This window comes from Streptomyces sp. NPDC002076, from assembly GCF_053593835.1.
In genome coordinates this window covers 67,758-93,169 of sequence record NZ_JBSFDI010000013.1, presented here as the reverse complement: position 1 = coordinate 93,169, position 25,412 = coordinate 67,758, and the positions used below count along the sequence as shown (strand labels likewise).

The window sequence follows — 25,412 nt, the reverse complement described above, 5'->3', positions numbered from 1 at the left end:
TCCGGTCACGAAGCTAGTTTTCGCACGCACAGACGTGGGACAGCCAGGTCCGGCTTCACACATACGGGTGGTGCAGAAGCGATTCACCTGAGGAAAGCGGGGCCTTTGTGCTGAGCCGGGCCAGACCGGACGGATGCGGTACGGCCGCCCGGACCAGCCAGGTAGCCTTGCCTTCGTGCCCCGTCTGTCTGAAGTCATCGCCGCACTGGAGAACCTGTGGCCCGCCGAGCGGGCCGAGTCCTGGGACGCGGTCGGCACGGTCGTGGGCGATCCCGACCAGGAGGTCACCCGGGTCCTGTTCGCCGTCGACCCCGTGCAGGAGATCGTCGACGAGGCGGTGAAGCTCGGCGCCGACCTGCTGGTCACCCACCACCCGCTCTATCTGCGGGGGACGACCACGGTCGCGGCGAACCACTTCAAGGGCCGTGTCGTGCACACACTGATCAAGAACGACATCGCGCTGCACGTCGCCCACACCAACGCCGACACGGCGGATCCGGGAGTCTCGGACGCCCTCGCGGGCGCGCTGGACCTTCGTGTCGTACGACCGCTGGTGCCGGACCCCACCGACCCCGAGGGCCGCCGCGGTCTCGGCCGCGTGTGCGAGCTGGACCACCCGCTGACCCTGCGCGAGCTGGCCGCGCGCGCCGCCGAGCGGCTGCCCGCCACCGCCCAGGGCATCCGGGTGGCCGGCGAGCCCGAGGCCGTCGTCCGCACGGTCGCCGTCAGCGGCGGCTCCGGCGACAGCCTCTTCGAGGAGGTGCGCGCCGCCGGGGTGGACGCGTTCCTCACCGCCGACCTGCGTCACCACCCGGCCTCCGAGGCCGTGGCCCACAGCCCCCTCGCGCTGCTCGACGCGGCGCACTGGGCCACCGAATGGCCCTGGTGCGAGCTGGCCGCGAGCCAGCTCGACGAGATCTCCGACCGCCACGGCTGGGACCTTCGCGTCCACGTCTCCAAGACGGTCACCGACCCCTGGACCGCCCACGCGGCGTCCACCACCACGTCTAACTAACAGGAGCCCCCAACTGAACGCCGCGCCCGCCGACCAGATCCGACTCCTCGACGTCCAGGATCTCGACGTCCGCCTGCAGCAGCTCGCGCACAAGCGGAGGTCGCTGCCCGAGCACGCCGAGATCGACTCGCTGAACAAGGACCTCACCCAGCTGCGCGACCTGCTCGTCGCCGCGCAGACCGAGGAGAGCGACACCGCCCGCGAGCAGGCCAAGGCCGAGCAGGACGTGGACCAGGTGCGCCAGCGTGCCGCCCGCGACCAGCAGCGCCTGGACTCCGGCGCGGTCACCTCGCCCAAGGACCTGTCCAACCTCCAGCACGAGATCGCCTCCCTCGCCAAGCGCCAGGGCGATCTGGAGGACGTGGTCCTGGAGGTCATGGAGCGCCGCGAGGCTGCGCAGGAGCGGGTGACCGAGCTGACCGAGCGGGTCGCGTCGGTGCAGTCGAAGATCGACGACGCGAGCGGCCGCCGGGACGCCGCGTTCGAGGAGATCGACGGCGAGACGGCGACGGTGACGAAGGAGCGCGAGGTCGTCGCGGGCAGCATCCCCGCGGACCTGCTCAAGCTCTACGACAAGCTGCGCGAGCAGCAGGGCGGCATCGGCGCCGCCAAGCTGTACGCCCGCACCTGCCAGGGCTGCCGCCAGGAGCTGGCGATCACCGAGCTGAACGAGATCCGTTCGGCGGCCCCGGACACCGTGGTGCGCTGCGAGAACTGCCGCCGCATCCTGGTGCGTACGGCCGAGTCGGGTCTGTAAGAGTCGGTAAGGGGCTTCAGGCGTGCGGGAGTTCATCGTCGAGGCGGACGGCGGGTCACGGGGCAACCCCGGGCCCGCCGGTTACGGCACGGTGGTCCGTGAGGCGACCACGGGTGAGCCGCTGACGGAGGTGGCCGAGTACATCGGCGTCGCCACCAACAACGTCGCCGAGTACCGGGGCCTGGTGGCCGGTCTGCGCGCCGTCCACGCCCTCGATCCGGCCGCGATGGTGCACGTCCGCATGGACTCCAAGCTCGTCATCGAGCAGATGTCGGGACGCTGGAAGATCAAGCACCCCGACATGAAGCCCTTGGCGACGGAGGCGAGGTCGATCTTCCCTCCGGAGCAGGTCACGTACGAGTGGATCCCCCGCGAGCAGAACAAGCACGCGGACCGCTTGGCGAACGAGGCGATGGACGCGGGGTCGAGGGGCGAACAGTGGTCGCCCTCGGAGTCGACGGCAGCGCTGAAGACCGCGTCGGGCGCCGCGGCAGCTCCCAGCGAGCAGCGCCCGACCGCCCCCGACGAGCAGCACGTCTCGACACCGGGTTGGGGCAGCGCCCCCGACCTCGGCGCACCGGCGACTTTCGTGCTGCTCCGCCACGGCGAAACCCCCCTCACCCCCCAGAAGCGCTTCTCCGGCAGCGGCGGCACCGACCCCTCCCTCTCCGCCGCCGGCCGCGAACAGGCCCACCGCACGGCCGAGGCACTCGCCCGGCGCGGCACCGTCCAGGCCGTCATTGCCTCCCCCCTGACCCGCACCCGCGAGACCGCGGCCGTCGTCGCCACCCGCCTCGGTCTGGAGGTGACGATCGAAGACGGCCTGCGCGAAACGGACTTCGGCGCCTGGGAAGGCCTCACCTTCGGCGAGGTCCGCGACCGCTACCCCGACGACCTCAACGCCTGGCTGGCCGACCCGGAGGCCCACCCCACCGGCGGCGGTGAGAGCTTCGCCGAGACGGCCACCCGGATCGCCGCGACCCGCGACAAGCTGGTCGCCGCCCACGCCGGCCGCACGGTCCTGCTGGTCAGCCATGTGACCCCGATCAAGACCTTCGTCCGCCTCGCCCTCGGCGCCCCGCCCGAGTCCGTGTTCCGGATGGAACTGTCGGCGGCCTCCCTGTCGGCGGTGGCGTACTACGCGGACGGCAACGCGAGCGTACGGCTCTTCAACGACACGTCCCACCTGCGTCCCTGAGTCCGGCGAGCCCCGCCGCGCCCCGCGCCAGCTCCTCGATCCGCGCCCAGTCCCCGGCGGCCACCGCGTCCGCCGGGACCATCCAGCTGCCGCCCACACAGCCGACGTTGGGCAGGGAGAGATACTCAAGCGCGTTCGCCGGCCCGATCCCACCCGTGGGGCAGAAACGCGCTTGCGGCAACGGCCCGGCCAGCGACCGCAGATACGCCGCACCGCCCGCCGCCTGAGCCGGGAAGAACTTCATCTCCCGCACCCCGCGCTCCAGCAGCGCCACGACCTCCGAGGTGGTCGACACCCCGGGCAGGAACGGCACCCCGGACCCGCGCATCGCCGCCAGGAGTACGTCCGTCCACCCGGGGCTGACCAGAAACCGCGCCCCCGCCGCCGTACCCGCGCTCACCTGCTCCGGCGTGATCACCGTGCCCGCGCCGACCACCGCCGAAGGCACCTCGGCGGCGATCGCGCGGATCGCGTCCAGCGCCACCGGTGTCCGCAGCGTCACCTCGATCGCCGGCAGCCCGCCCGCCACCAGAGCCCGCGCCAGCGGTACGGCGTCGGCGGCGTCGGAGACGACCACCACGGGCACGACGGGGGCGAGATCCAGCACGGAGGCAGCCGAAGAGGAGGGCAGCGGTGAGGTCATGCCCTCATCGTGCCCAGCAGGTGCACCACACGCAATGAGCGTTGCGCATGCTGCAATGATGTGGAGGTCTTAGTGGATCTCCTCCACCAGGACGTCCAGCGACCACGCCTTGCCCGCCCTGCCCGGCGCCTCCGCCTCCACGACGTACCCCAGCCCCCGCAGCACCCCGACCAGCTCGGCGGGGTCCTTCGGTGCGGCGCCGGCCGTCAGCAGGCTCCGTACCATCCGGCCCTTGGTCGCCTTGTTGAAGTGGCTGACCACCTTCCGGGTCGGCGCGTGCAGCACCCTTACGGTCGCCGTGCGCCCCGCGAGCTCGCCCTTCGGCTTCCAGGCCGCCGAGTACGCGGAGGAACGCAGATCCAGCACCAGCCCGTCCCCGGCCGCCTCGGGCACCACCTCGGCCATCGGCGCCCGCCAGTGCCCGGCCAGCGCGCCGAGCCCCGGCAGCTTCACGCCCATCGAGCAGCGGTAGGAGGGGATCGGGTCAGTGACCCGCACCGCGCCCCACAGCCCGGAGAACACCAGCAGCGAGTCCGCCGCGCGCCTGCGCGCCGCCGCGTCCAGCGTGGCCAGGCCGAGGGCGTCGTAGAGCACGCCGGTGTAGATCTCCCCGGCGGGGCGGGCGCCGGCCGTCGGCAGGCCGGCGTTCTTCGCGATCTCGCCGCGCAGCCCCTCGCTCAGCCCGAGCACCTCGCGCGCCTTCTCCTCGTCACCGGTGCACAGCTCGACCAGCTCGGTGAGCGCTGCCTGCCGTGCGGCGGTCAGCCCCGGCAGGGACAGCGAGGAAAGCTCCAGCGGGGCGCCCTCGCCCGAGTTCGCCTTGCCTTCCGAGGGCGGCAGCAGGACCAGCAACACGTACTCCTTACGTAGACCTCCGCGACAGGGTACGGCGTGCCGCCCCGGCGCCCCCGACCTACGCTCGCTGTATGCCCTGCCGCAAGATCCGCGTGACCGGTGCCCCCGAGGCGCCGTTGCGGGCCGCCCTGGCCGCCCTGCGCGCCGAACTCGGCATCCCGGACGCCTTCCCGCCCCAGGTCCAGGAAGAGGCCGAGCGCGCCGCTAAGACGCCGCCCGCCCTGCCGTCGTACGACGCCACGGACATCCCCTTCTTCACGCTGGATCCCCCGGCCTCCACCGACCTCGACCAGGCCACCCACCTCGCCCGGCAGGGCACCGGCTACCGGGTCCGGTACGCCATCGCCGACGTCGCCGCCTTCGTCGTACCCGGTGGAGCGCTGGACACGGAGGCGCACCGCCGGGTGAACACCCTGTACTTTCCCGACGGGAAGATCCCGCTGCACCCGACCGTGCTCAGCGAGGGCGCGGCCAGCCTGCTGCCGGACCAGGTCCGCCCCGCCGCGCTGTGGACCATCGACCTGGACGCGGAGGGCCGGACCCTCTCCGTCGACGTGCGCCGCGCACTGGTCCGCAGCCGCGCCAAACTCGACTACGCGCGCGTGCAGAAGGAGATCGACGCCAGGACCGCCGAGGAACCGGTCGCGCTGCTCAAGGAGATCGGCGAGGCCCGGGAGCGACAGGAGACGGAGCGCGGCGGCATCTCCCTGAACGTGCCCGAGCAGGAGATCACCGAGCAGGACCACACCTATGTCCTCGGCTACCGGGCCCCGCTGCCCGCCGACGGCTGGAACGCCCAGCTCTCCCTGCTCACCGGGATGGCCGCCGCCGACCTGATGCTCGCGCAGGGCACCGGCATCCTGCGCACCCTGCCCGCCGCTCCCGACGGCGCCGTGGCCCGCCTGCGCCGTACCGCGACCGCGCTGCACATCGACTGGCCGCACCATGTGTCGTACGCCGCGCTGATCCGCACCCTGGACCCGCACAACACCCGCCACGCGGCCTTCCTCCAGGAGTGCACGACCCTGCTGCGCGGCTCCGGCTACACGGTGTTCCGGGACGGCGTCCTCCCCGCGATCACGACCCACGCCGCCGTCGCCGCCCCCTACACCCACTGCACCGCCCCGCTGCGCCGCCTCGCCGACCGCTACGCGACGGAGCTCTGCCTCGCGGCGGTCGCCGGTCAGCCCCCGCCCGACTGGGTGCTCGCCGCGCTCGACGCGCTGCCCCGGCGGATGGCCGACGGCTCCCGGATCGCCGGCACGGTCGAGCGCGAGTGCGTGGACATCGTGGAGGCGGCCCTGCTCAAGGACCGGGTCGGGGACGTCTTCGACGGCTGTGTGGTGGACGTCGACGAACAACGGCCGACCGTCGGCACGGTCCAGGTGGACTCCCCGGCGGTCATCGGCCGTATCGAGGGCGACCGGCTGCCGCTCGGCGAACGCCTGAGGGTCCGGCTCAGCCGGGCCGAACCGGGGACGGCGAAGATCCTGTTCACGCCCGTTTGAGCGCCGGGCGGCGCTGCCGCTGATGCGCGTGTGCGGCGGGGACATCGACGCGGCCCGCGCCCTCTGGGCCTTCGCCCACGGCATGGTCATCCTGGAGATCCACGGCCGGCTTCCCGCGGACGCCGACCTGGACGCGGCATGGAAGCGGGGCCTGAAAGCGTTGCACCGCGGGGGAAGGGGTGGTGCCGCATGACGGAACAGGCACGGTGGACCAGGGCGAGACTGGGCCGGTGCGGCCCGCCGCTGGACCTTCTGACCGCGAACTTCCGACGGCACACCTACGCCCCGCACGCCCACGACGAGTACACGATCGGCGTCTGCGTGGGCGGCTCCGAGGTGATCGACTACCGGGGCGGCCACATCCGCACCGGCCCCGGCACGATCGTCGTCCTCGACCCCGGCGAGATGCACACCGGCGGCCCCGGCAACGCCACCGACGGCTACGCCTACCGGGCCCTGTACGCCGAGCCGTCCCTGTTGGCCGACGGCACCCTCGGCGGCCTCCCGCACTTCCGCGAACCACTCCTCGACGACCCCGAACTGGCCACGGCCCTCCGCCTCGCCCACACCGAACTCAGCGCCTGCCCCGACCCGCTGGAGGCCGAATCCCGCCTGCCCTGGCTGCTGACGGCCCTGGCCCGTCGCCACTCCACCGCCAGGTCCCTGTCCGACGAGATCCCCGGCGCGGGCGCGATCGCCCTGACGGTCCGCGACCGGCTCGCCGACGAACTCACCGCGCCACCATCGCTGGCCGGCCTGGCCGCCGAGCTGGGCCTGTCCCGCTACCAGCTCCTGAGGGCCTTCCGTACGACGATGGGCATACCGCCGTACGCCTGGCTGGCCCAGTACCGGGTGCACCGGGCACGGGGGTTGCTGGAGGCGGGCCTGCGCCCGGCGGAGGTGGCGGGACTGGTGGGCTTCGCCGACCAGGCGCACCTGACCCGCTGGTTCCGCCGGGTGCTCGGGGTGACACCGGCGGCGTACCGCAACAGCGTTCAAGACGCCAGGTGAGGGGCCGGCCGAAACTCGGCGTATGACTGCACGCGGCTGGTTCCTGTTCTCCCTCATGGGAGTGATCTGGGGCATCCCCTATCTCATGATCAAGGTGGCGGTGGCCGAGGTGTCCCCGCCGGTGCTGGTGTTCACACGCTGTGCGCTCGGCGCGGCCCTCCTGCTCCCGTTCGCCGTACGCCAAGGCGGCCTGCTCGCGACCGTACGCACCCACTGGCGCCCCATGCTGGCCTTCGCGTGCCTGGAGATCATGATCCCCTGGTTCACCCTCACCGACGCCGAACGGCACCTGTCCAGCTCGACATCGGGCCTGCTGATCGCCGGGGTGCCGATCGTGGGCGTGATCGCGGTCCGGCTCCTCGGCGACACCGAGCACCTGGGCGCCCGCCGCCTGACGGGCCTCGCCCTCGGCCTGGCAGGCGTGACGGTGCTGACCCTGCCCCACCTGACCGGCGGCGACGCCCGCTCCCTGGTGGAGGTCCTGGTGACGGTCGTCGGCTACGCGACGGCCCCGCTGATAGCCGCGCGCCGGATGAAGGACGTCCCGTCGCTCCACCTGACATCGGCCTGCCTGAGCCTGGCGGCGGTGGTCTACGCCCCGGTGGCGATCGCGACGCGCCCGTCCTCCGTCCCCTCCTCCTCCGTCCTCGCGGCACTGGCGGGCCTGGGCGTGCTCTGCACGGCGGTGGCGTTCGTGGCGTTCCTGGAACTGATCAAGGAGGCGGGCCCGACGCGGGCGACGGTGATCACGTACGTCAACCCGGCGGTGGCGGTGGCGGCGGGCGCGATCTTCCTGCACGAACGCCTGACCGCGACGGTCCTGATGGCCTTCGCCCTGATCCTGACGGGCTCGGTCCTGGCGACGGCGGCTGCGGGTCCGCGCCGCTCCCGGCGCCCGGTACCATGGTCGACACGGCAGACGAGCCGGGCGGACGGCCGCGTGGAGTCCCCCTAGGGGGCTTCCCGAGGAACGTCCGGGCTCCACAGGGCAGGGTGGTGGCTAACGGCCACCCGGGGTGACCCGCGGGACAGTGCCACAGAAAGCAGACCGCCCGGGGCTCCGGCCCCTGGTAAGGGTGAAACGGTGGTGTAAGAGACCACCAGTGCCCAGGGTGACCTGGGCAGCTAGGTAAACCCCACCCGGAGCAAGGTCAAAAGGAAACACTCCGGTGTTTCTGCGCGGACACTCGAGGGCTGCCCGCCCGAGTCCGCGGGTAGACCGCACGAGGCCGGTGGCAACACCGGCCCTAGATGGATGGCCGTCGCCCCGGGGACCGCGAGGACCCCGGGGAACAGAACCCGGCGTACAGCCCGACTCGTCTGCCTGTCCGAGTTCCCTTGGGTCGTGCCAGCGTGTCGGCACGGCGGATCACGCCGATTCGCCGGGCCGAAGGGGACGCGCACTCACCCTCGCCAGATGCCCCTCGAACACCTCCCGCGCCTGAGGCGTCAGTGTGCGCAGGGCCACCAGCGCCGTGATCACCACGTCGCACAGTTCCGCCTGGACGTCCTCCCAGGTGTGGGTGATGCCCTTGCGGGGGTTCTGGCCGGTCGTGCCGATGATCGCCTCGGCCACCTCGCCGACCTCCTCCGAGAGTTTCAGGACGCGCAGGAGGAGGCCCTCGGTGCCCGGGTGGGTGCGGGTGGCCTCCAGGCGGGACCAGAGTTCGTCGATCGTCGGCCAGAGGGCGGCGGCGGTGCCGGTGGTGTCCTGATCGGTCATGCCGGGCAGCTTCCCATGCCCCGGCCCTGCGCCGTACCGGCCGCCCTGTCCCGGCACCGCGCCGTACCGGCCACCCATTCGAGTCACCGCGCCGTACGGCTACTCCTCGAACAGCACCTCCTGCTCCCCCTCCGCCTTCGCCCGTACCCGCTGGTTGCGTGCCCCGATCACCACCGCCGTCGCCGCCGCCGTGACGCCGAGGGCCACCGGCACCATCCAGCCCCGGTCGAAGACATGGCCCAGGGCGTGGTCGAGGGAGAGGCGGCCGGGGCCCGTCACCGCGAGGCCGGCCGCCGCCAGGCCCAGGCTCGCGGCGTGCTCGTAGCCGCCCTCCTGGGCGAAGAAGCCGTTGGGCATGTGGACCATCGCCGCCCCGGCCATCGCGCCGGCCGCCGCCGCGCCCGCCGCCGGGGTCGCGAGGCCCACGGCGAGGAGGGTGCCGCCGCCGGCTTCCGCGAGGCCCGCCGCCATGGCGCTCGCCTTGCCGGGCGCATAGCCGACGGACTCCATGAACTGGCCGGTGCCCTCCAGGCCGTGCCCCCCGAACCAGCCGAACAGCTTCTGCGCGCCGTGCGCGGCCAGCACCCCGCCGGTCCCCAGCCGGAGCAGCAGCAGGCCCAGATCACGTCGGTCGAAACAGCTCACGGTGACTCCCAAGCGGAGAAGCGGAGAGGCGCAGAGGCTCGTGTGTCCACCGTCGCAGGTCCGACACCCGTCGGCCCGCTGTGGATGGCGTTCGGGTGGCGGGGCCGGGGCGGCGGTGTGACTCTGGCGCCATGACGATTCAGCCAGCCAAGCTCAGCGATCCGGCCGTCCGGGCCTTCGTGCACGCCGTCAACTCGCACGACAGAGAAGGCTTCATGGCGCTGCTCGCCCCCGGCGCCACCATGGCCGACGACGGCTCGGACCGTGACCTCGCCGAGTGGATCGACCAGGAGATCTTCTCCTCCCACGGCCACATGGAGGTCGACAACGAGTCCTCCGGCGGCCGCGCCCTCATCGCCCGCTACCGCAACGACACCTGGGGCGAGATGCGCACCAAGTGGATCTTCACCGTGGAGGACGACGGGCGGATCTCGCGGTTCGAGACCGGGCAGGCGTAAAAGCTCCCCGGGGCTTGTCTTCGCGTGCGCTCCAACTCCTAGCGTCCTCAGGCATGGAGACCACAAGGACCTTGGGACGATGGGGGTACCCCCGCTCGAGCGAAGCCGAGAGTGGGGGATGTATCGACGTCAGCCCGCTCGGCTTCGGCTGCTGGGCCATCGGCGGGGAGTGGCAGTCCGCCGACGGACAGCCGCTCGGCTGGGGGAAGGTGGACGACGAGGAGTCCGTGCGGGCGGTACGCCGTGCGCTCGATCTCGGTGTCACCTTCTTCGACACCGCCGACGTCTACGGCACCGGGCACAGCGAGGAAGTCCTCGGGCGTGCCCTCGGCAAGCGGCGCGACGACGTCGTGCTCGCCACCAAGTGGGGCAACGTCTTCGACCCGGACACCCGCACCCTCACCGGCAGCGACGACACCGCGGAGTACGCCCGGCGCGCCCTCACCGCCTCCCTGCGCCGCCTCGGCACCGACCACATCGATCTGTACCAGTTCCATCTGTCCGACGCCGATCCGGTGCGGGGCGCCGAACTCCGGGACCTGTGCGAGGAGTTGGTCGAGGAAGGTCTCATCCGCGGCTACGCCTGGAGCACCGACGACCCCGACCGCGCCGCCGTCTTCGCCGAGGGGCCCAACTGCACGGCCGTACAGCACACCCTCAATGTCCTCCAGGACGCGCCACAACTCCTCGAACTGTGCGAGCGGATGGGGCTCGCGAGCATCAACCGCAGTCCGCTGGCCATGGGGTTGCTCGCCGGGAGGCGGAGCGGATCGCTGGAGGCCGGGGACATCCGGAGCCGGCCGCCGGCCTGGATGCAGGGGTACGACGGTGACGGCTCCGGGGCCGACGAGGACTGGCTGACCCGGATCGACGCCCTGCGGGACGTCCTCACCAGCGGCGGCCGCACCCTCGCCCAGGGCGCCCTGGCCTGGATCTGGGCCCGCAGTCCGCGCACCGTGCCCATCCCCGGCTTCCGTTCGGTCGCACAGGCCGAGGCGAACGCCGGGGCGATCGGGAAGGGGCCGCTCACCGCCGGGCAACTGGCCGAGATCGACCGGATCCTCGGCAGGTGAGCGACCCCGCCCCAGCTGGTCTCAGTAGCCGTAGCCGCTGTACTGCGGCTGCTCGGTCAGCGTGATCTGCCCCGCCTTGATCGTGGCCGGGCGCGGGGCGCGGCGGGCGATGGAGGAGTCGTGGGTGACCATGACGAAGGTCAGGCCGTGCTCCCGCCACAGGCCCTCCAGCAGGGCCATGATGTCGTCGCGGGTGCCCTCGTCGAGGTTGCCGGTGGGTTCGTCGGCGAGCAGCACCGCGGGCCTCTTCACCAGGGCGCGGGCGATCGCGACGCTCCCCCAGTGCCTCAAGGGCCTGGGGGCACCCCCGGCTGCCGGCCGCCGGACATCTCCGAGAGGACGTGAGCCAGGCGTTCGCCGAGGCCGACCGAGCGCAGGGCCTCCGCCGCCCGGGCGACGTTCAGGGACAGGGCGCCCACCGCCGAGGCCACCCCCTTCTGCGCGGCGACCTGCTGGACCAGCGAGGACTTCGGGGCCTGACCCCCCTGTGTCATCACCCGGTCCGAGCCCTGGCTGGTCCTGCTGCTCGACTTCGCGTCGACCTGGAACCTCGGCCCCTGCGAGCTGCCGCCGCCGGCGCCGACCGGGCCTTGGTGACGGTCATGTCGGTGCCGAGGCCGTACAGCGATTTCAGGACCTTGTCCTGTGCCTGCGTCATGCCGGCCGACACCGAGTTGACGGTGATGACCAGCGCGATACCGAGCGCCAGACCCATCGCGATGACCGGAGCGGCCTTCTTGCGGCGGCTCAGCTCGCGCTTGAGACAGATGCCAAACCTCCCGTTCCTCGAAGGTTCTTGGCGCCCGCTGTGGGCGCTGCCACAAACCAGGGAGGAACCTTTGAGCCGCCCTGGGCAAAAGGTGTGCAAGGGCTGAGAAAACCGGGTAACTCATCGGATTTTCATAAGGTGGCAAATTCCACGGCGATGACGGGCCCGCGGTGCGGAATCCGCTGCTGGGCGCGGTGTACCGTCCCCGGGTGCGCGAATGTTCCCGGCTCAGCCGACGTGCCGTCCTCGGACTGACGGCCGCCGCCCTCCCCCTGTCCGCGACCACCCCCGCGTCCGCCGCGACGGTGATCGGCGGCGAGCAACTGGCCCGTACCGGCGTCCAGGTGCGCGGTGCCTCCGGGCTGCCGCAGAAGCTCACCGCCCGCTCCTGGCTGATCGCCGACTGCGCGAGCGGCGAGGTGCTCGCCTCGTTCAACGCGCACCGGCGGCTCCCGCCCGCGTCCACGCTGAAGATGCTGTTCGCGGACACCGTGCTGAAGAAGTTCGACCGCACCCAGCGGTACACCGTCAAGGACTCCGATGTCGCCGACGTCCCGTTCGGCTCCAGCCTGGTCGGCATCAAGCCCGGCATCACCTACACCGTCGAGCAGTTGTGGCAGGGCGTGTTCCTGCGCTCCGGCAACGACGCCGTGCACGTGCTCGCCCACATGAACGGCGGCATCGCCAGGACCGTCGCCGAGATGCAGGCGAAGGCCGCGGACCTGCAGGCCCTGGACACCCATGTGGTCAGCCCCGACGGCTTCGACCACCCGGGTCAGATCTCCTCGGCGTACGACCTCACGCTGTTCGCCCGCCACGGCCTGAAGGACGCCGACTTCCGCGGCTACTGCGGCACGCGGACCGCCGACTTCCCGGCGGGCGGCAAGAAGACCTTCCAGATCCAGAACACCGACCGTCTGCTGACCGGGGCGTGGGGCCTGAAGACGTACGACGGCCTGATCGGCGTCAAGAACGGCTACACCAGCCATGCCGGCAACACCTTCACCGGCGCGGCCACCCGGGGCGGACGCACCCTGCTGGTCACCGTGATGCATCCGGCCACCGGCAGCAACGCCGTCTACGAGCAGACCGCCGCGCTGCTCGACTGGGGCTTCGGTCACGGGCGTTCGGCGCGGGCGGTGGGCACGCTGGTCGATCCGCTCAGCGAGGGCGGGGCGAAGGTGAGCCCGGAGCCCTCGGGGAAGGCGGCGCAGGAGGCGGCCGGCGCGCCGGACTCGGGCTCCGGTGGCCCCTCCACCGGCCGGCTGGTGGAGGGCGCGGGAGGTACGGCGCTACTGCTGGCGGCGGCGGGGGCGCTGGTGGTCAAGCGGCGGCGCAGGGCGGTCGCGGCGGCGGCGATGGCCGAGGCAGCGCAGAGGTCAGAGGAGGCCGAGGAGGCCGAGGGGGGCGCGGAGCCCGGCGGCCGGCACCGGCGCTGAACGGTGCGGCGGCCGTTCCACCGACCGGCGTGCACCTCGCGTCCCGTGGCGAGGTCCACCCCCAACTCCGGTCGGGTGGAACGGCCGCCGCCTCCCCCCTCGGTGGTGGCTGCGGAACCGTCGTACTTCAACTGTGAAGTTCTCGTGAAGGAAAGTTGAGCATATAGGCCCGACGGGCCGCAATACCGCGGATGTTCGAATTCCGGTTGTGGTAATGGGGTCAACCCCGCCCGATGTACGGCATCGCCGTCGCCAGCACCGTCGCGAACTGCACGTTCGCCTCCAGCGGCAGCTCGGCCATGTGCCGCACGGTCCGAGCCACGTCGGCCACGTCCATCACCGGCTCCGGGACCACCTCGCCGTTCGCCTGCAATGCACCGATCTGCATCCGGGCCGTCATGTCGGTCGCCGCGTTGCCGATGTCGATCTGTCCGACGGCGATGCGGTACGGCCGCCCGTCCAGCGACAGCGACTTGGTGAGGCCGGTCAGGGCGTGCTTGGTCGCGGTGTAGGCCACCGAGAGCGGGCGGGGCGTGTGGGCCGAGATGGAGCCGTTGTTGATGATCCGGCCGCCCTGCGGCTCCTGCTCCTTCATCCGCCGGTAGGCCGCCTGGGCGCACAGGAACGCCCCGTTGAGATTGGTGTCCACCACGCGCCGCCAGGCGTCGTACGACAGCTCCTCGACCGGCACCCCGCCCGGCCCGAACGTCCCCGCGTTGTTGAACAGCAGGTCCACCCGGCCGAACCGGTCCACCGTCGCCGCGAACAGCGCGTCCACATCCTCGGGCCGCGACACGTCGGTGCGTACGGCGAGGGAGGCGCCCTGCGGCACCAGTGCCGCCGTCGCCTCCAGCGTCTCGGTGCGCCGGCCGGCCAGCGCCACCGACCAGCCGGCCCCCAGCAGTTCCAGGGCGACGGCCCGCCCGATGCCGGAGCCGGCGCCGGTCACCACCGCGATCTTCGATTGCCTGTCGGTCATGGCACCGCAGCGTAGGTGGCAGGTCCGTCATGCGGAATGCCATGTCCGCCATACGGTTATCCGGCGGCGACGGCCACCGCCGTTCCGGGATACCGGTTCACATCGTCACCGCTACCGCGTCTCCCGGATACCGCACACCGATCCGCTCCCGCACCGCGTCCAGCGTCCGCATCACCGCCAGCGAACCCTCCAGCGGCACCAGCGGCGACGCCTTCTCGCCCGCCCGCAGCGCCCGCATGACCTCGATCGCCTCGTGCCGCAGGGTGGTGCGCGGGCCGTCGGCCGGGTCGGCGGCGAACTCCTCCGGATCGCGGCCGTCGCGGCGCAGCACGAACCGCTCCGGGTGGAAGAAGCCGGACGGCACATCGATCCGGCCGCGTGAACCGGTCACCGACGCCGTGCCGCCCGTACCGCCGACGATCGAGCAGTGCAGCGCGGCCATCGCCCCGCTCTCCCAGGACAGCACCGCGCCCGTCTGCAGGTCGACGCCCTCCGGCGAGAGCAGCGCGCTGCCCGCGACCGCGTCCGGCTCACCGAGCAGCAACTGTGCGAACGACACCGGGTACACACCCAGGTCCAGCAGTGCCCCGCCGCCCAGCGCCGGATCCCGCAGCCGGTGCGCCGGCGGGAAGGGACCGGCGAGACCGAAGTCGGCCTGCACCGTGCGGACCTCACCGATCGCCCCGTCGTCCACCAGCGCCTTCAGCCGCCGGACCAGCGGGTTGCAGTACATCCACATCGCCTCCATCAGGAAGCGGTCGTGCTCCCGCGCCAGCGCGACGAGTTCCTCCGTCTCGCGCAGGTTCAGCGTGAACGGCTTCTCGCACAGCACGTTGCGGCCCGCCTCCAGGCACAGCCCGGCCGCCGCGCGGTGCGCCGAGTGCGGAGTGGCGACGTACACGACATCGATGTCCGGGTCCGCCGCCAGCGACTCCCAGTCGCCGTACGCCCGCGCCGCCCCGAACCGCTCCGCGAACGCCTCCGCCGACTCCCGGCGCCGCGAGGCCACCGCCGCGATCTCCGCATCCGCCAGATCCACCAGGTCCGCCGCGAACGCCGCCGCGATCCCGCCCGTCGCCAGGATCCCCCAGCGCACCTTCCGCTCCACCATCGCCCCACCCATCGGTCATGTGTGCCCCGGCAGTGTGTACGAGCTGAGAGCATAGGTGCCGGTCGCTCTCGTCAGGCGGCCGCTTCACCAGAGGGAGGGGACGGATGCGCGAGCCCGCGGCGGCATCGACACCTGAGGCACGGCCCACGCCCCTTCCCGCCCGGCCGTCCGCCGCCACCCGCCGCACCGGCCTGCTCGTCACGCTCGTCCTCGGCGGCCTCACCGCGACACCCCCGCTCGCGATGGACATGTACCTCCCGGCCCTGCCGGAGGTCACCGGGTCCCTGCACGCGCCCGCCGCCACCGTCCAGCTCACCCTCACCGCCTGTCTGCTGGGCATGGCCCTCGGGCAGCTGGTCGTCGGCCCGATGAGCGACCGCTGGGGCCGTCGCCGCCCGCTGCTCGCCGGTCTCGCCGTCTACCTCCTCGCCACCGCCCTGTGCGCCCTCGCCCCCGACGTCGAGACGCTGGTCGCCCTCCGGCTGGCCCAGGGCCTCGCGGGCGCCGCCGGCATCGTGATCGCCCGGGCCGTCGTACGCGACCTGTACGACGGCGACGCCATGGCCCGCTTCTTCTCCACCCTGATGCTGGTCTCCGGGGTGGCGCCGATCGTGGCGCCGCTGATCGGCGGGCAGATCCTGCGGGTGACCGACTGGCGGGGCGTGTTCGTCGTCCTGACGGTGGTCGGCGTCCTGCTGGCCGTGCTCGTCCGGCTGCGGCTGCCGGAGACCCTGCCGCCGGAGGAACGGTACGACGGGGGAGTGGGGGCGGCCCTGCGCGCGATGCGCGGCCTGCTCGCCGACCCGCCCTTCACCGGCTACATGCTGACCGGCGGCTTCGCCTTCGCCGCGCTGTTCGCGTACATATCCGCCTCCCCCTACGTCATCCAGGAGATCTATGGCGCCTCCCCGCAGACCTTCAGCCTGCTCTTCGGCCTCAACTCGGTCGGCCTGGTGATCGCCGGGCAGGTCAACGGCAAGCTGCTGGTCGGCCGGGTCGCCCTGGAGAAGGTGCTGGCCTGCGGCCTCGCGGTGATCGTGCTCGCCGCGGCCGCCCTGCTGCTGATGTCCACCGGCGCCCTCGGCGAGGTCGGTCTGCCGCCGGTCGCCGCCGCGCTCTTCGTCCTCATGTCCGCCATGGGCATCACCCTCCCCAACGCCCAGTCCCTCGCCCTGCTGCGCACCCGGCACGCCGCCGGCTCCGCCTCCGCCCTGCTCGGCACCTCCTCCTTCCTCGTCGGAGCGGTCGCCTCACCGCTCGTCGGCGTCGCCGGAGAGCACACCGCCGTACCCATGGCGGTGGTCCAACTGGCGGGCGCACTGGTCGCGGCGGCCTGCTTCATGGGAATGTGCCGTCCCTGGAGCACACGTGGGAACACACGTGCGGGGTCGGAGGGAGACGAGAACTGAGCGCACCGAGACTGCGCGCCGACACACCGGAACGGGCCGGGCTCGACCCCGCCGAACTCGGGCACCTGGTCGGCGAGGTGCACGCACTCACCGCCGGAGACCGCCCCTGGGCGGCCGGCGCCGTCGTGCTGGCCGCCCGCGGACCCGTGATCGCCGTGGCCGAGGCCGCGGGCTGGGCCGTCCGCTACTCCGGCTACGACCCCGAGACCGACAACGGTGTCGAACTGCCGCCCGCCGCCCGTGTCCCGGCCACCGTCGACACGCCCTTCGACCTGGCCTCCCTCACCAAGCTGTTCACGTCCGTCGCCGCCGTGCAGCAGATCGAGCGCGGCACCCTCGGCATGGACGCCCGGGTCGGCGACTACCTGCCCGACTTCCACGCCGCCGCCGCGCACGGCATCACCGTGCGGCAACTGCTCACCCACACCTCCGGGCTGCGCCCCGAGCTGCCGCTGTACGACTGCCCCGACGACGCGAGCCGACTGGCCCTGCTGCGCGCCGAGGCGCCGACGGGGGAGCCGGGCCGCCATCTGTACTCGGACCTGAACATGCTCGTCCTCCAGTCCGTGCTGGAGCGCATCACCGGGCGCAGCCTCGACGTCCTCGTCCAGGACGGCATCACCCGACCGCTCGGCATGACGGCGACCGGCTTCGGACCCTGCCCCGGCGCGGCCGCCACCGAGTACCAGCGGCGGCCCTGGGCCAAGGCGGACCGGGGGATGCTGCGGGGCGTGGTGCACGACGAGAACGCCTGGGCGCTGGGCGGCGTGGCCGGGCACGCCGGGCTCTTCTCCACCGCCCGCGACCTGGCCGTGTTCTGCCGCACCCTGCTCGCCGGCGGCTCCTACGGCCCCGCCCGCATCCTCGGCCCCGACTTCGTCGAGCTCCTGCTCACCCCGCCCGGGCTGGGCTTCGCCGTCGACCAGCCGTGGTTCATGGGCGAACTCGCGGGCAGCGGGGCGGCGGGGCACACGGGTTTCACGGGTACGTCGCTCGTCCTCGACCCGAGGACGGACACGTTCCTGATCCTGCTGGCCAACACGGTGCATCCGCGGCGCAGGCCCGCGGACAGCGGGCCGAGGGCGAGACTGGCGACACGGCTGGCGAGGGCGGTGATCTGAGTCCGGCCTTCCAGCCGACGGCCGGGGGGCCGGGGGCGGAGCAGGCCCGGCCCCCACCGCCCAGCCATACAATCGGCAGGTGAACGACACCCTCCGTAGCACCCTCGCGGAGCTTCTCGACGGACTCCCGCCCACCCAGGCCGCCGGAGCGGTGGAACGGCTGATCGCCCACTACCGGGGCGACACCCCCACCCACGCCCCGATCCTCCGCGACCGCGCCGACGTGGCCGCCTACGCCGCCTACCGCATGCCCGCCACCTTCGAAGCGGTCCACTCGGCGCTGGAGGAGTTCGCACAGGCCGTCCCCGACTGGACACCCGGCAGCCATGTCGACGTGGGCGGCGGCACCGGCGCGGCGACCTGGGCCGTCACCGCGACCTGGCCCGGCGAGCGCAGCGTCACCGTGCTGGACTGGGCCGAGCCCGCCCTCGCCCTCGGCCGGGAGATCGCCGCCGCCAACCCGGCCCTGCGCGGCGCCCGCTGGCAGCGCGCCCGGATCGGCGCCGACCTCACCCTGGACGACACCGACCTCGTCACGGTGTCGTACGTCCTCAACGAACTCGCCGAGCCCGACCGCGCCGCCCTCGTCGACGCCGCCGCGGCCGCCGCGCAGGCCGTGGTGATCGTGGAGGCCGGCACCCCGGCCGGCTACGCCCGCGTCATCGAGGCCCGCGACCGTATGATCCGCGCCGGACTGCACGTCGTCGCCCCCTGCCCGCACAGCGCCGCCTGCCCCATAGAGCCCGGCCGGGACTGGTGCCACTTCTCCGCCCGGGTCAGCCGCTCCTCGCTGCACCGTCAGGTCAAGGGCGGCACCCTGCCGTACGAGGACGAGAAGTTCTCGTACGTCGCCGCCACCCGCCTGCCCGCCACGCCCGCCCCCTCCCGCGTGATCCGGCGACCGCAGATCCGCAAGGGCCAGGTGCTCCTGGACCTGTGCGAGGCCGGCGAACGGCTGGCCCGGACGACGGTCACCAAACGCCACGGCCCGCTGTACAAGGCCGCCCGGGACGCCGAGTGGGGAGACCCGTGGCCGCCGGAGGGCTCCCCCCAGGAGCCGTCCGCGTAGGCGCCGCGGCTTGTTGGCGTCGCCCCATGGTCAACAAGCCCGCCCCCGACGCCACCCGCCGCAGCGAGAAGTCCCGCAGAGCGATCTACGCCGCCGCCCTCGCCCTGGTCGGCGAGGTCGGGTACCCGAGGACCACCGTCGAGGGGATCGCCGCGCGGGCCGGGGTCGGCAAGCAGACGATCTACCGCTGGTGGTCCTCCAAGGCGGACGTCCTGCTGGAGGCGTTCCTCGACCTCTCCACGCAGGCGGCCCGGGACGCGGGACAGGTGCCGTACACCATCCCTGACACCGTCGACCTCGCCGCCGACCTCAAGGCGGTGCTGTGGATCACGGTGGACCAGTTGCCCGACCCGCGCTTCGAAGGTACCGGCCCGCGCCCTGGCCGCCGAGGGCCTGGTCAACGAGCCGCTCGGCCGCCAGGTCGTCGCGGGACTCCTGGAACCCCAGCTCCAGCTGTACGTCGACCGGCTGCGCGCCGCGCAGGACGCGGGGGCGGTACGGGCCGACGTCGATCCACGGATCGCCCTGGAACTGTTCGTCTCGCCGCTCGCGCAACGCTGGCTGCACCGGACCGGGCCGATCTCCTACGACTACACGGACACGCTGGTCGACTACGCGCTGCACGGAATCGGGACCCCAGACACCCCCAAGCACACGAAGATGGGACGATAAGGCACACTGTCCGCACACCAGCGAGGCGACGACCAGACTGAGGGGATAGATGAGCGCGACGTTCGGCGGCCGGTCCGGCCGGCAGGGCAAACTCTCCCAGTGGCTGCTCGGACGCCGCCCGAAGGAGGCCGCCGACGACGGGGGCCGTGAGGCCCTGCTGCTGGCCGCCGCCGCTGCGGGCCTGCCGCTCGCCCCCGCCGCGCACCCCGCCCCCGGCTACCGCTGTTCCTGCGACCGCGTCGGCTGTCCCACCCCGGCCCGGCACCCGGTGTCGTTCGCCTGGCAGACGCAGTCCACCACCGACCGCGCGCAGATCGAGCGCTGGTCCCGGCACCAGCCGCAGGCCAACTTCATCACCGCGACCGGAATGGTCCACGACGTCCTCGACGTCCCCTTGGCAGCCGGGCGGGAGGCCCTGGAGCGACTGCTCTCCTCCGGCGTCGAGGTGGGACCCGTCGCCGAGAGCGACGACGGCCGCATGCTGTTCTTCACCCTCACCCGCGGCACCCCCGAGGACGAGGACGAGTGGTGGCCGTGCGAGCTGGACTGCCGCCCGGAGACCATGGACGAGCACCCGGGGCTGCGCTGGCACTGCCGGGGGTCGTACGTCCTGGTGCCGCCCGCTCGGCTGCCCGGTGACGATCAGCAGGTGCGGTGGGTGCGGGGGCCGGAGCATGCGCTGCCGGATCCCTTGAGCCTGTTGGAAGCGCTCACCGATGCGTGTGCGCGGTTCGCTGCCACGGGCGCCGGCCATCAGGGTGCGGCCTGGCCTCTTCGGCACTGAGCGCGCTACGGGGTGCCGGGAAGGGGCGTCGGGCGGCTGCAGGTCCGTTGTGGCTTGTCGCGCAGTTCCCCGCGCCCCTTGGGGCGTGTCCCTACCCGGCGCTGATTACTCGCCCTGTGCCGATGTAAGACCCGGCACCCGCCCCAGCACCGACACCCTGCCGCCGCCCGCCGGGTCCAAGGCCACCTCCGCCGACATGAACTCCAGCGTCAGGGACTGCTTCACCTCGCCCTTGGTCAGGGCCTGGACGTCCTTGCCCTGAGGGGGCACCTGCGTGCCGGTGGCGGCGGTCTGCTTCTCGTAGTGGTGGGTGGTGAAGAACACCAGCGCCCCGCCGTCCGCCGTGCGCAGCGCCACCGGTGCGTAGCCGCCGTTCGTCAGCGGCGCGTCGATGAACTGGGTGACCAGGCCCGGCTTACGGGCCCGCTTGGCCCGGTCGGCGCGCTCGACGCTGGTGTACCTGCCGGCGGCGAAAGTCTGGCCGCCCGTCTTCAGATACGTCGTGTACTCCTGGCTCAGCTTTCCGGGCGCGACGGCGAGTTGAGCGGACCCGGCCGGCACCGCCTCGGCCCAGCCGTCCTGGTCCGTCTTGAACTGCGGTACGGCGGCGGGCGCCACGAGGGTGATGTACGCCACCCGCCAGCGCTCGCCCAGGTCGCCCCGGGTGAACACCATCAGCCAGCGCGCCGTGCCGGTCTTGTTGCCCTGGGCGTCGGCGACGAACCAGCGCGGCCAGCCCGCCTTCTTGGGGATCGTGATCTTCACGTCCGACAGCTTCAGCGGCACGTGGTTCGGGTTGCCGGAGGGGCTGTTGGCGTGCCCGGCCTTCAGCCGCGCGGCGGTGATGTCGCCGAACGGGCCGGTGACGTAGGGCGCGTCCAGGGAGTTGTCGTAGGCCTTGTCCGCCTCGTTGTACGCGGCCGTGAACGCGGTGAGCGCCTTGGCGGCCTCGGCGCGGGTGGCGGCGGGGAGCACCTCGCGCTCCCCGTGCACCACCACGCATCCGCTCGCCGTCAGCGACAAAGCGGTCAGCGAGGCCGCTATGAGTGCGTTCCGGTCACGCCTGCGGAGCCTGCGCGGGCTGCGATCCCTGCTCATCGGGTCCCTTCACCTTCGCCTTTCCGGAGGCGAACCCTACCGGGGCGAGGAAGATCGCGAGCGTCGGGATCAGGTACAGCAGCCACACCGTGACCTGGAGGACGGTCGGGTCGGGCTGGAAGTTGAGCACGTCCCCTGCCCGGCGGCGCCCCCGCCTGGAAGGCGCTCGCCGACGCCGCGGTGCTTCAATTCCCCCGTGACTGACTACGACGTACTCCGCGTCTTCTGCGGACCGAACGGCGGCTACGGCAACGAGCTCGGTGTCGTCCGTGACGGCTCGGTGCTGCCCGAGCGGAGCGACCGGCAGGAGCTGGCGGCCAAACTCGGCTTCAGTGAGACCGTGTTCGTGGACGACCCCGAGCGCGGCGTGATCGACATCTACACGCCCACCCTGCGGCTGCCCTTCGCCGGTCACCCCTGCGTCGGCACCGCCTGGCTGCTCGACGTGCCCGAACTGGTCACGCCCGCCGGGATCGTCGGCGCCCGGCTGGACGGAGAGTTCAGCTGGATCGAGGCCCGCCCGGAGTGGGCGCCGCCGCGCACCCTGCGGCAGTACGCGAGCGCCGCCGAGGTCGACGCCCTGGAGATCCCGGCCCCCGGCGAGTGGATCTATGCCTGGGCCTGGGAGGACGAGGCGGCCGGCCGGATCCGCGCCCGCGCCTTCCCCGGCCGGAACGACGGCATCGCCGAGGACGAGGCCACCGGCGCCGCCGCCCTCCTCCTCACCGACCGGCTGGGCCGCGCCCTGAACATCACCCAGGGCAAGGGCTCCCAGATCCTGACCGCGCCCCAGCCGGAGGGGTGGGTGGAGGTCGGGGGCCGGGTGTTCCTGGAGCGTTAGCCGCCCCCGAACGCTAGGCGCTCAGCGGGAACTCGTCCCCGAGCGCCCGGAACACCGCCGTGTTCAGGGCGAAAGCCCGCTTGCACTCCCCGACGACCCGCTGCTTCTCCAGCTCGTCCACGTCCACGGCGTCCAGCAGCTCGCGGTAACTCCGCTTGAACGCGGCCGGGTTGGAGACGGCCTCGAAGACGTAGAAGCGGACGCCGTCGCCCTTCTTCGCGAAGCCCCAGGTCTTCTCCGCCCGGTCGCGGATGATCTGGCCGCCGGACAGGTCGCCCAGATAGCGGGTGTAGTGGTGGGCGACATAGCCGCCGGGCCAGCGCTCGGCGCACTCGCGGACCCGGGCCGCGTACTCCCGCGTGGCGGGCAGGGCGCTCAGGGTCGCCCGCCACTCCGGCCCCCGCAGATGCGCCAGGTCCCGCTCCAGCGCCGCCAGCCGGAACAGCTCGGGCCGGACGAACGGCCCCGCCACCGGGTCCGCCGCCAGCAGTCCGGCGCCGCTCTCCAGTGCCTCGTACACGAACCACAGCTGCTCGGTGTAGCGCGCGTAGGCGCTCACGCCCAGCCGGCCGCCCAGCAGGTCGCTCATGAACGACGATGTCTCCGCCTCCACGTGCGCCTCATGGGACGCGGTGCGGATGAGGGTCGAGAAGGAGGAGTCCATCAGGCCGTCCCATCTTGCCGACATCCTGTCGGTAAAAGCGTACAAGAGAAAGCCCGCCCTCGCAGAGGGCGGGCCGTGCGGTCGTGGCAGCAGCGAGCCGGCGTTACGGCAAGGTCAGGATGTCCGCGCCGGTCTCCGTCACCACCAGCGTGTGCTCGAACTGGGCCGTCCGCCGGCGGTCCTTCGTCACGACCGTCCAGCCGTCGTCCCACATGTCGTACTCATGGGTGCCCAGCGTCAGCATCGGCTCGATCGTGAACGTCATGCCCGGCTGCATCACCGTCGTCGCGTGCGGGCTGTCGTAGTGCGGGATGATCAGCCCGGAGTGGAAGGACGTGCTGATGCCGTGGCCGGTGAAGTCACGGACGACTCCGTAGCCGAAACGCTTGGCGTAGGACTCGATGACCCGGCCGATGACATTGATCTGCCGGCCCGGCCGCACCGCCTTGATCGCGCGGTTCAGGGACTCCCGGGTCCGCTCCACCAGCAGCCGGGACTCCTCGTCCACGTCCCCGACCAGGTAGGTGGCGTTGTTGTCGCCGTGCACCCCGCCGATGTACGCCGTCACGTCCAGGTTGACGATGTCCCCGTCCCTGAGGACCGTCGAGTCCGGGATGCCGTGGCAGATGACCTCGTTGACCGACGTGCACAGGGACTTCGGGAAGCCGCGGTAGCCGAGCGTGGACGGGTAGGCGCCGTGGTCGCACATGTACTCGTGGGCGACCTTGTCCAGCTGGTCCGTGGTGACCCCCGGCGCGATGATCTTCGCGGCCTCCTCCATCGCCTGCGCGGCGATACGGCCGGCGGTCCGCATCGCCTCGATGGTCTCCGGGCTCTGCACCTCCGGGCCGGTGTACGGCGCCGGCGCGGGCTTGCCGACGTACTCGGGGCGGCGGATGTTTCCGGGGACCGAGCGGGTGGGGGACAGCTCCCCCGGTACGAGCAGCGACTGGCCAGACATGCAGCGAGTCTATCGAGCGGAGTTGGGGGATCATGTCGTTGGCGAGAGGAGCTGTCCATGCCCCTGTTCAAGAAGCGCACCGTCGGCAAGCCGGGCGAGTGGTTCTACTGCCTGGAGCACAAGAAGGTCGAGGAGGGCCCGGAGTGCCCGGGCAAGGACCGCTTCGGGCCGTACGCCTCCCCGGAGGAGGCCCGGCACGCGATGGAGACCGCCGCCGAGCGCAACCTCCAGTGGGAGAACGACCCGCGCTGGCACGACGCGCCGGCCGGCGGGAGCACCGACGAGGAGTGATCACACCTGAGTGGGTACGGCGGCGGCACGGCGCTCGCGCATCCGTACCGCGTGCTCGTTGGTGCGGGCGTCGTACGTCATGAGTCCCGGCAGGCACAGCGCGAGCAGTCCCATCACGCCCGCGCACGCCAGCCCGCCGGAGACGACGGAGGTCCGCACGCCCGCCCAGGCGGCCAGGCCGCCCGCCCGTACCTGGCCGAGCTGCGGACCGACCGAGTAGGACAGCAGCTCGATCCCGGCGAGCCGGCCCCGCAGCTCGTCCGGGATCGTCTGGTTCCACATGGCCGACCGGAAGATCCCGCTGACCATGTCGAAGCCACCGCCGACGGTCAGGAAGAGCAGGACCAGCCACACGTGCCCGCACAGGCCGGCCGCCGCGACGGCGAGACCCCAGCCGGTGGCCGACAGCAGCACCAGCAGGCCGTGCCGGTGGACCCGGGAGGCCCAGCCGCTGGTCAGGCTCACCAGCATCGCGCCGGCCGGGACGGCGGCGTACATCAGGCCGAGCGCCCAGTCGGCGTGCAGCTCGTCGGCGAGGAACGGCAGCACCGCGAGCGGCATGGCCAGGAACATCGCCGCGAGGTCGACGACGTAGGTGCCGAGGAGCTCCTTGCGGCTCCAGGCGTACCGGGCGCCTTCCAGGACGGCGTGCAGCGAGGGCTTCGACGCCTCGTGGGAGGCGGGGGAGGGGGCGATCCGGACGATGTACGCCAGCGACACGGCGAAGGTCAGCAGGTCGGCGGCGTACGCCCAGCCGAGGCCCGCGTAGGCGACGACCACGCCCGCGAGGGCCGGTCCGGCGACTCCGCCGACGGTCCAGCGCAGGGAGTTCAGCGAGGCCGCGGCGGGCATGTCGGCGTGGGCGACGATCCGGGGCCACAGGGAGTCGAGGGCCGGGCGCTGGACGGAGACCAGGGCGGAGGAGAGGGCGGCGACGGCGTACAGCGGCCAGACCGCCGGGTGCGGGAGCAGTGCGTTGACCAGCAGGGCGGCGCTGAGCAGGCCCTGCCCGGCCTCCGTCCACACGATGAGCTTCCGCTTGTCGAGCGCGTCGGCGAGGGCACCGCCGTACAGTCCGCAGATGATGAGCGGCAGCAGCTCCACGGCCCCGATCGCGCCCACCGCTGCGGTCGACTCCGTCAGGTCCTTCAGCTGGACCGGCAGCGCGACGAAGGTCAGGAAGCTGCCGAAGTTGCTGATCAGGCCCGACTTCCAGAGGCGGCGGAAGTCCGCGGAGGCCTTCCAGGGGGAGAGGTCGGGGAGGAGGGCGCGGGTCACTGAGGCATGTTCTGCGGGCCGGGATCACCGGGCAACTGTT

25 protein-coding genes, 1 other RNA gene and 4 pseudogenes are annotated in these 25,412 nt (G+C 72.5%); 18 read left to right on the top strand and 12 right to left on the bottom strand.

Features of this window, described 5'->3' with window-relative positions:
• The first annotated feature begins 175 nt into the window (after positions 1–175).
• Genes ACWCQS_RS26470 through ACWCQS_RS26460 form a run of 3 tightly spaced genes read left to right on the top strand, consistent with a single transcriptional unit; the run spans position 176 to position 2,970 of the window.
• Complete coding sequence (locus tag ACWCQS_RS26470; protein WP_451006753.1) at positions 176–1,015, top strand: Nif3-like dinuclear metal center hexameric protein; 840 nt, start codon at positions 176–178, stop codon at positions 1,013–1,015.
• 13 nt (positions 1,016–1,028) lie between these two features.
• A complete protein-coding gene (locus ACWCQS_RS26465; RefSeq protein ID WP_451006916.1) occupies positions 1,029–1,772 on the top strand; it encodes a zinc ribbon domain-containing protein in 744 nt (247 codons plus the stop codon).
• A 22-nt stretch (positions 1,773–1,794) separates the two neighbouring features.
• Positions 1,795–2,970 carry a bifunctional RNase H/acid phosphatase gene (locus tag ACWCQS_RS26460; RefSeq protein WP_451006752.1) on the top strand — a complete coding sequence of 392 codons (1,176 nt, stop codon included), beginning with the start codon at positions 1,795–1,797 and terminating at the stop codon, positions 2,968–2,970.
• On the opposite strand, the gene eda is transcribed toward ACWCQS_RS26460, so the two are convergent.
• Positions 2,942–3,613 (bottom strand): bifunctional 4-hydroxy-2-oxoglutarate aldolase/2-dehydro-3-deoxy-phosphogluconate aldolase, encoded by a 672-nt coding sequence (gene eda, locus ACWCQS_RS26455; protein ID WP_451006751.1) that lies wholly within the window; start codon positions 3,611–3,613, stop codon positions 2,942–2,944. The genes ACWCQS_RS26460 and eda overlap by 29 nt on opposite strands.
• Positions 3,614–3,682: 69 nt before the next feature.
• Entirely contained in the window at positions 3,683–4,465 is a 783-nt protein-coding gene (gene yaaA, locus ACWCQS_RS26450; protein ID WP_451006915.1) for a peroxide stress protein YaaA, read from the bottom strand.
• Between the two features lie 74 nt (positions 4,466–4,539).
• Between yaaA and ACWCQS_RS26445 the strand changes: the two genes are divergently transcribed.
• The 5 genes and pseudogenes from ACWCQS_RS26445 to rnpB all read left to right on the top strand — a co-directional run bounded on the left by ACWCQS_RS26445 (position 4,540) and on the right by rnpB (position 8,310).
• Entirely contained in the window at positions 4,540–5,976 is a 1,437-nt protein-coding gene (locus tag ACWCQS_RS26445; RefSeq protein WP_451006750.1) for an RNB domain-containing ribonuclease, read from the top strand.
• Positions 5,977–5,998: 22 nt separating this feature from the next.
• A complete protein-coding gene (locus ACWCQS_RS26440; RefSeq protein ID WP_451006749.1) occupies positions 5,999–6,169 on the top strand; it encodes a TetR-like C-terminal domain-containing protein in 171 nt (56 codons plus the stop codon).
• A complete protein-coding gene (locus ACWCQS_RS26435) occupies positions 6,166–6,987 on the top strand; it encodes an AraC family transcriptional regulator (RefSeq protein WP_450980882.1) in 822 nt (273 codons plus the stop codon). Before ACWCQS_RS26440 ends, ACWCQS_RS26435 begins: the two co-directional genes overlap by 4 nt.
• 22 nt (positions 6,988–7,009) lie before the next feature.
• Positions 7,010–7,789 (top strand): annotated as a pseudogene (locus ACWCQS_RS26430) (DMT family transporter); the annotation flags it as partial.
• 118 nt (positions 7,790–7,907) lie between these two features.
• Positions 7,908–8,310: RNase P RNA component class A (gene rnpB, locus ACWCQS_RS26425), an RNA gene on the top strand.
• Between the two features lie 46 nt (positions 8,311–8,356).
• Here rnpB and ACWCQS_RS26420 read toward each other — a convergent pair.
• Both ACWCQS_RS26420 and ACWCQS_RS26415 read right to left on the bottom strand, forming a co-directional pair.
• Entirely contained in the window at positions 8,357–8,710 is a 354-nt protein-coding gene (locus ACWCQS_RS26420) for a MazG-like family protein (RefSeq protein WP_451006748.1), read from the bottom strand.
• A 99-nt stretch (positions 8,711–8,809) separates the two neighbouring features.
• Positions 8,810–9,355 (bottom strand): DoxX family protein, encoded by a 546-nt coding sequence (locus ACWCQS_RS26415; protein ID WP_451006747.1) that lies wholly within the window; start codon positions 9,353–9,355, stop codon positions 8,810–8,812.
• A gap of 131 nt (positions 9,356–9,486) precedes the next feature.
• Between ACWCQS_RS26415 and ACWCQS_RS26410 the strand changes: the two genes are divergently transcribed.
• The gene (locus ACWCQS_RS26410) at positions 9,487–9,813 is read left to right on the top strand and encodes a nuclear transport factor 2 family protein (protein ID WP_450980869.1); all 327 of its coding nucleotides are present in this window, start codon (positions 9,487–9,489) and stop codon (positions 9,811–9,813) included.
• A 53-nt stretch (positions 9,814–9,866) separates the two neighbouring features.
• Entirely contained in the window at positions 9,867–10,886 is a 1,020-nt protein-coding gene (locus tag ACWCQS_RS26405) for an aldo/keto reductase (protein ID WP_451006746.1), read from the top strand.
• Between the two features lie 21 nt (positions 10,887–10,907).
• Here the strand turns inward: ACWCQS_RS26405 and ACWCQS_RS26400 are convergent.
• Positions 10,908–11,653 (bottom strand): annotated as a pseudogene (locus ACWCQS_RS26400) (hypothetical protein).
• Between the two features lie 211 nt (positions 11,654–11,864).
• Between ACWCQS_RS26400 and ACWCQS_RS26395 the strand changes: the two are divergent.
• A complete protein-coding gene (locus ACWCQS_RS26395) occupies positions 11,865–13,094 on the top strand; it encodes a D-alanyl-D-alanine carboxypeptidase family protein (RefSeq protein ID WP_451006745.1) in 1,230 nt (409 codons plus the stop codon).
• A gap of 220 nt (positions 13,095–13,314) precedes the next feature.
• Here ACWCQS_RS26395 and ACWCQS_RS26390 read toward each other — a convergent pair whose 3' ends face one another.
• Together ACWCQS_RS26390 and ACWCQS_RS26385 are read right to left on the bottom strand one after the other, a co-directional pair.
• Positions 13,315–14,073, bottom strand: a complete 759-nt coding sequence (locus ACWCQS_RS26390) for an SDR family oxidoreductase (protein ID WP_451006744.1) — start codon at positions 14,071–14,073, stop codon at positions 13,315–13,317.
• 97 nt (positions 14,074–14,170) lie between these two features.
• Entirely contained in the window at positions 14,171–15,184 is a 1,014-nt protein-coding gene (locus tag ACWCQS_RS26385; protein ID WP_451006914.1) for a Gfo/Idh/MocA family protein, read from the bottom strand.
• A gap of 104 nt (positions 15,185–15,288) precedes the next feature.
• Here ACWCQS_RS26385 and ACWCQS_RS26380 point away from each other — a divergent pair, with 104 nt between their 5' ends.
• From ACWCQS_RS26380 to ACWCQS_RS26360, 5 genes and pseudogenes are all read left to right on the top strand, one after another.
• Complete coding sequence (locus tag ACWCQS_RS26380) at positions 15,289–16,593, top strand: multidrug effflux MFS transporter (protein WP_451006743.1); 1,305 nt, start codon at positions 15,289–15,291, stop codon at positions 16,591–16,593.
• On the top strand, positions 16,533–17,714 hold the full coding sequence (locus tag ACWCQS_RS26375) for a serine hydrolase domain-containing protein (RefSeq protein ID WP_451006742.1): 1,182 nt from the start codon (positions 16,533–16,535) through the stop codon (positions 17,712–17,714). The genes ACWCQS_RS26380 and ACWCQS_RS26375 overlap by 61 nt, the downstream gene beginning before the upstream one ends.
• A gap of 79 nt (positions 17,715–17,793) precedes the next feature.
• Entirely contained in the window at positions 17,794–18,783 is a 990-nt protein-coding gene (locus ACWCQS_RS26370) for a small ribosomal subunit Rsm22 family protein (RefSeq protein WP_451006741.1), read from the top strand.
• A gap of 26 nt (positions 18,784–18,809) precedes the next feature.
• Positions 18,810–19,455, top strand: a pseudogene (locus ACWCQS_RS26365) (TetR/AcrR family transcriptional regulator).
• 49 nt (positions 19,456–19,504) lie between these two features.
• Entirely contained in the window at positions 19,505–20,239 is a 735-nt protein-coding gene (locus ACWCQS_RS26360) for a bifunctional DNA primase/polymerase (protein ID WP_451006740.1), read from the top strand.
• A gap of 105 nt (positions 20,240–20,344) precedes the next feature.
• Here ACWCQS_RS26360 and ACWCQS_RS26355 read toward each other — a convergent pair whose 3' ends face one another.
• Positions 20,345–21,337, bottom strand: a complete 993-nt coding sequence (locus tag ACWCQS_RS26355) for a hypothetical protein (RefSeq protein WP_451006739.1) — start codon at positions 21,335–21,337, stop codon at positions 20,345–20,347.
• Positions 21,297–21,467 (bottom strand): annotated as a pseudogene (locus ACWCQS_RS26350) (iron transporter); the annotation flags it as partial. The gene ACWCQS_RS26355 and the pseudogene ACWCQS_RS26350, both read right to left, overlap by 41 nt.
• Positions 21,468–21,533: 66 nt before the next feature.
• Between ACWCQS_RS26350 and ACWCQS_RS26345 the strand changes: the two are divergent.
• Positions 21,534–22,178, top strand: a complete 645-nt coding sequence (locus ACWCQS_RS26345) for a PhzF family phenazine biosynthesis protein (protein WP_451006738.1) — start codon at positions 21,534–21,536, stop codon at positions 22,176–22,178.
• 13 nt (positions 22,179–22,191) lie between these two features.
• On the opposite strand, the gene ACWCQS_RS26340 is transcribed toward ACWCQS_RS26345, so the two are convergent.
• Positions 22,192–22,842 carry a biliverdin-producing heme oxygenase gene (locus ACWCQS_RS26340; RefSeq protein ID WP_451006737.1) on the bottom strand — a complete coding sequence of 217 codons (651 nt, stop codon included), beginning with the start codon at positions 22,840–22,842 and terminating at the stop codon, positions 22,192–22,194.
• 103 nt (positions 22,843–22,945) lie between these two features.
• Positions 22,946–23,803 carry a type I methionyl aminopeptidase gene (gene map, locus ACWCQS_RS26335; RefSeq protein WP_388621748.1) on the bottom strand — a complete coding sequence of 286 codons (858 nt, stop codon included), beginning with the start codon at positions 23,801–23,803 and terminating at the stop codon, positions 22,946–22,948.
• Positions 23,804–23,860: 57 nt separating this feature from the next.
• On the opposite strand from map, the gene ACWCQS_RS26330 reads away from it, so the two are divergent.
• Positions 23,861–24,094: a hypothetical protein gene (locus tag ACWCQS_RS26330; protein ID WP_451006736.1), complete on the top strand. Its 234-nt coding sequence runs from the start codon at positions 23,861–23,863 to the stop codon at positions 24,092–24,094.
• On the opposite strand, the gene ACWCQS_RS26325 is transcribed toward ACWCQS_RS26330, so the two are convergent.
• Positions 24,095–25,372 (bottom strand): MFS transporter, encoded by a 1,278-nt coding sequence (locus tag ACWCQS_RS26325; protein ID WP_451006735.1) that lies wholly within the window; start codon positions 25,370–25,372, stop codon positions 24,095–24,097.
• Positions 25,373–25,412: the final 40 nt, after the last annotated feature.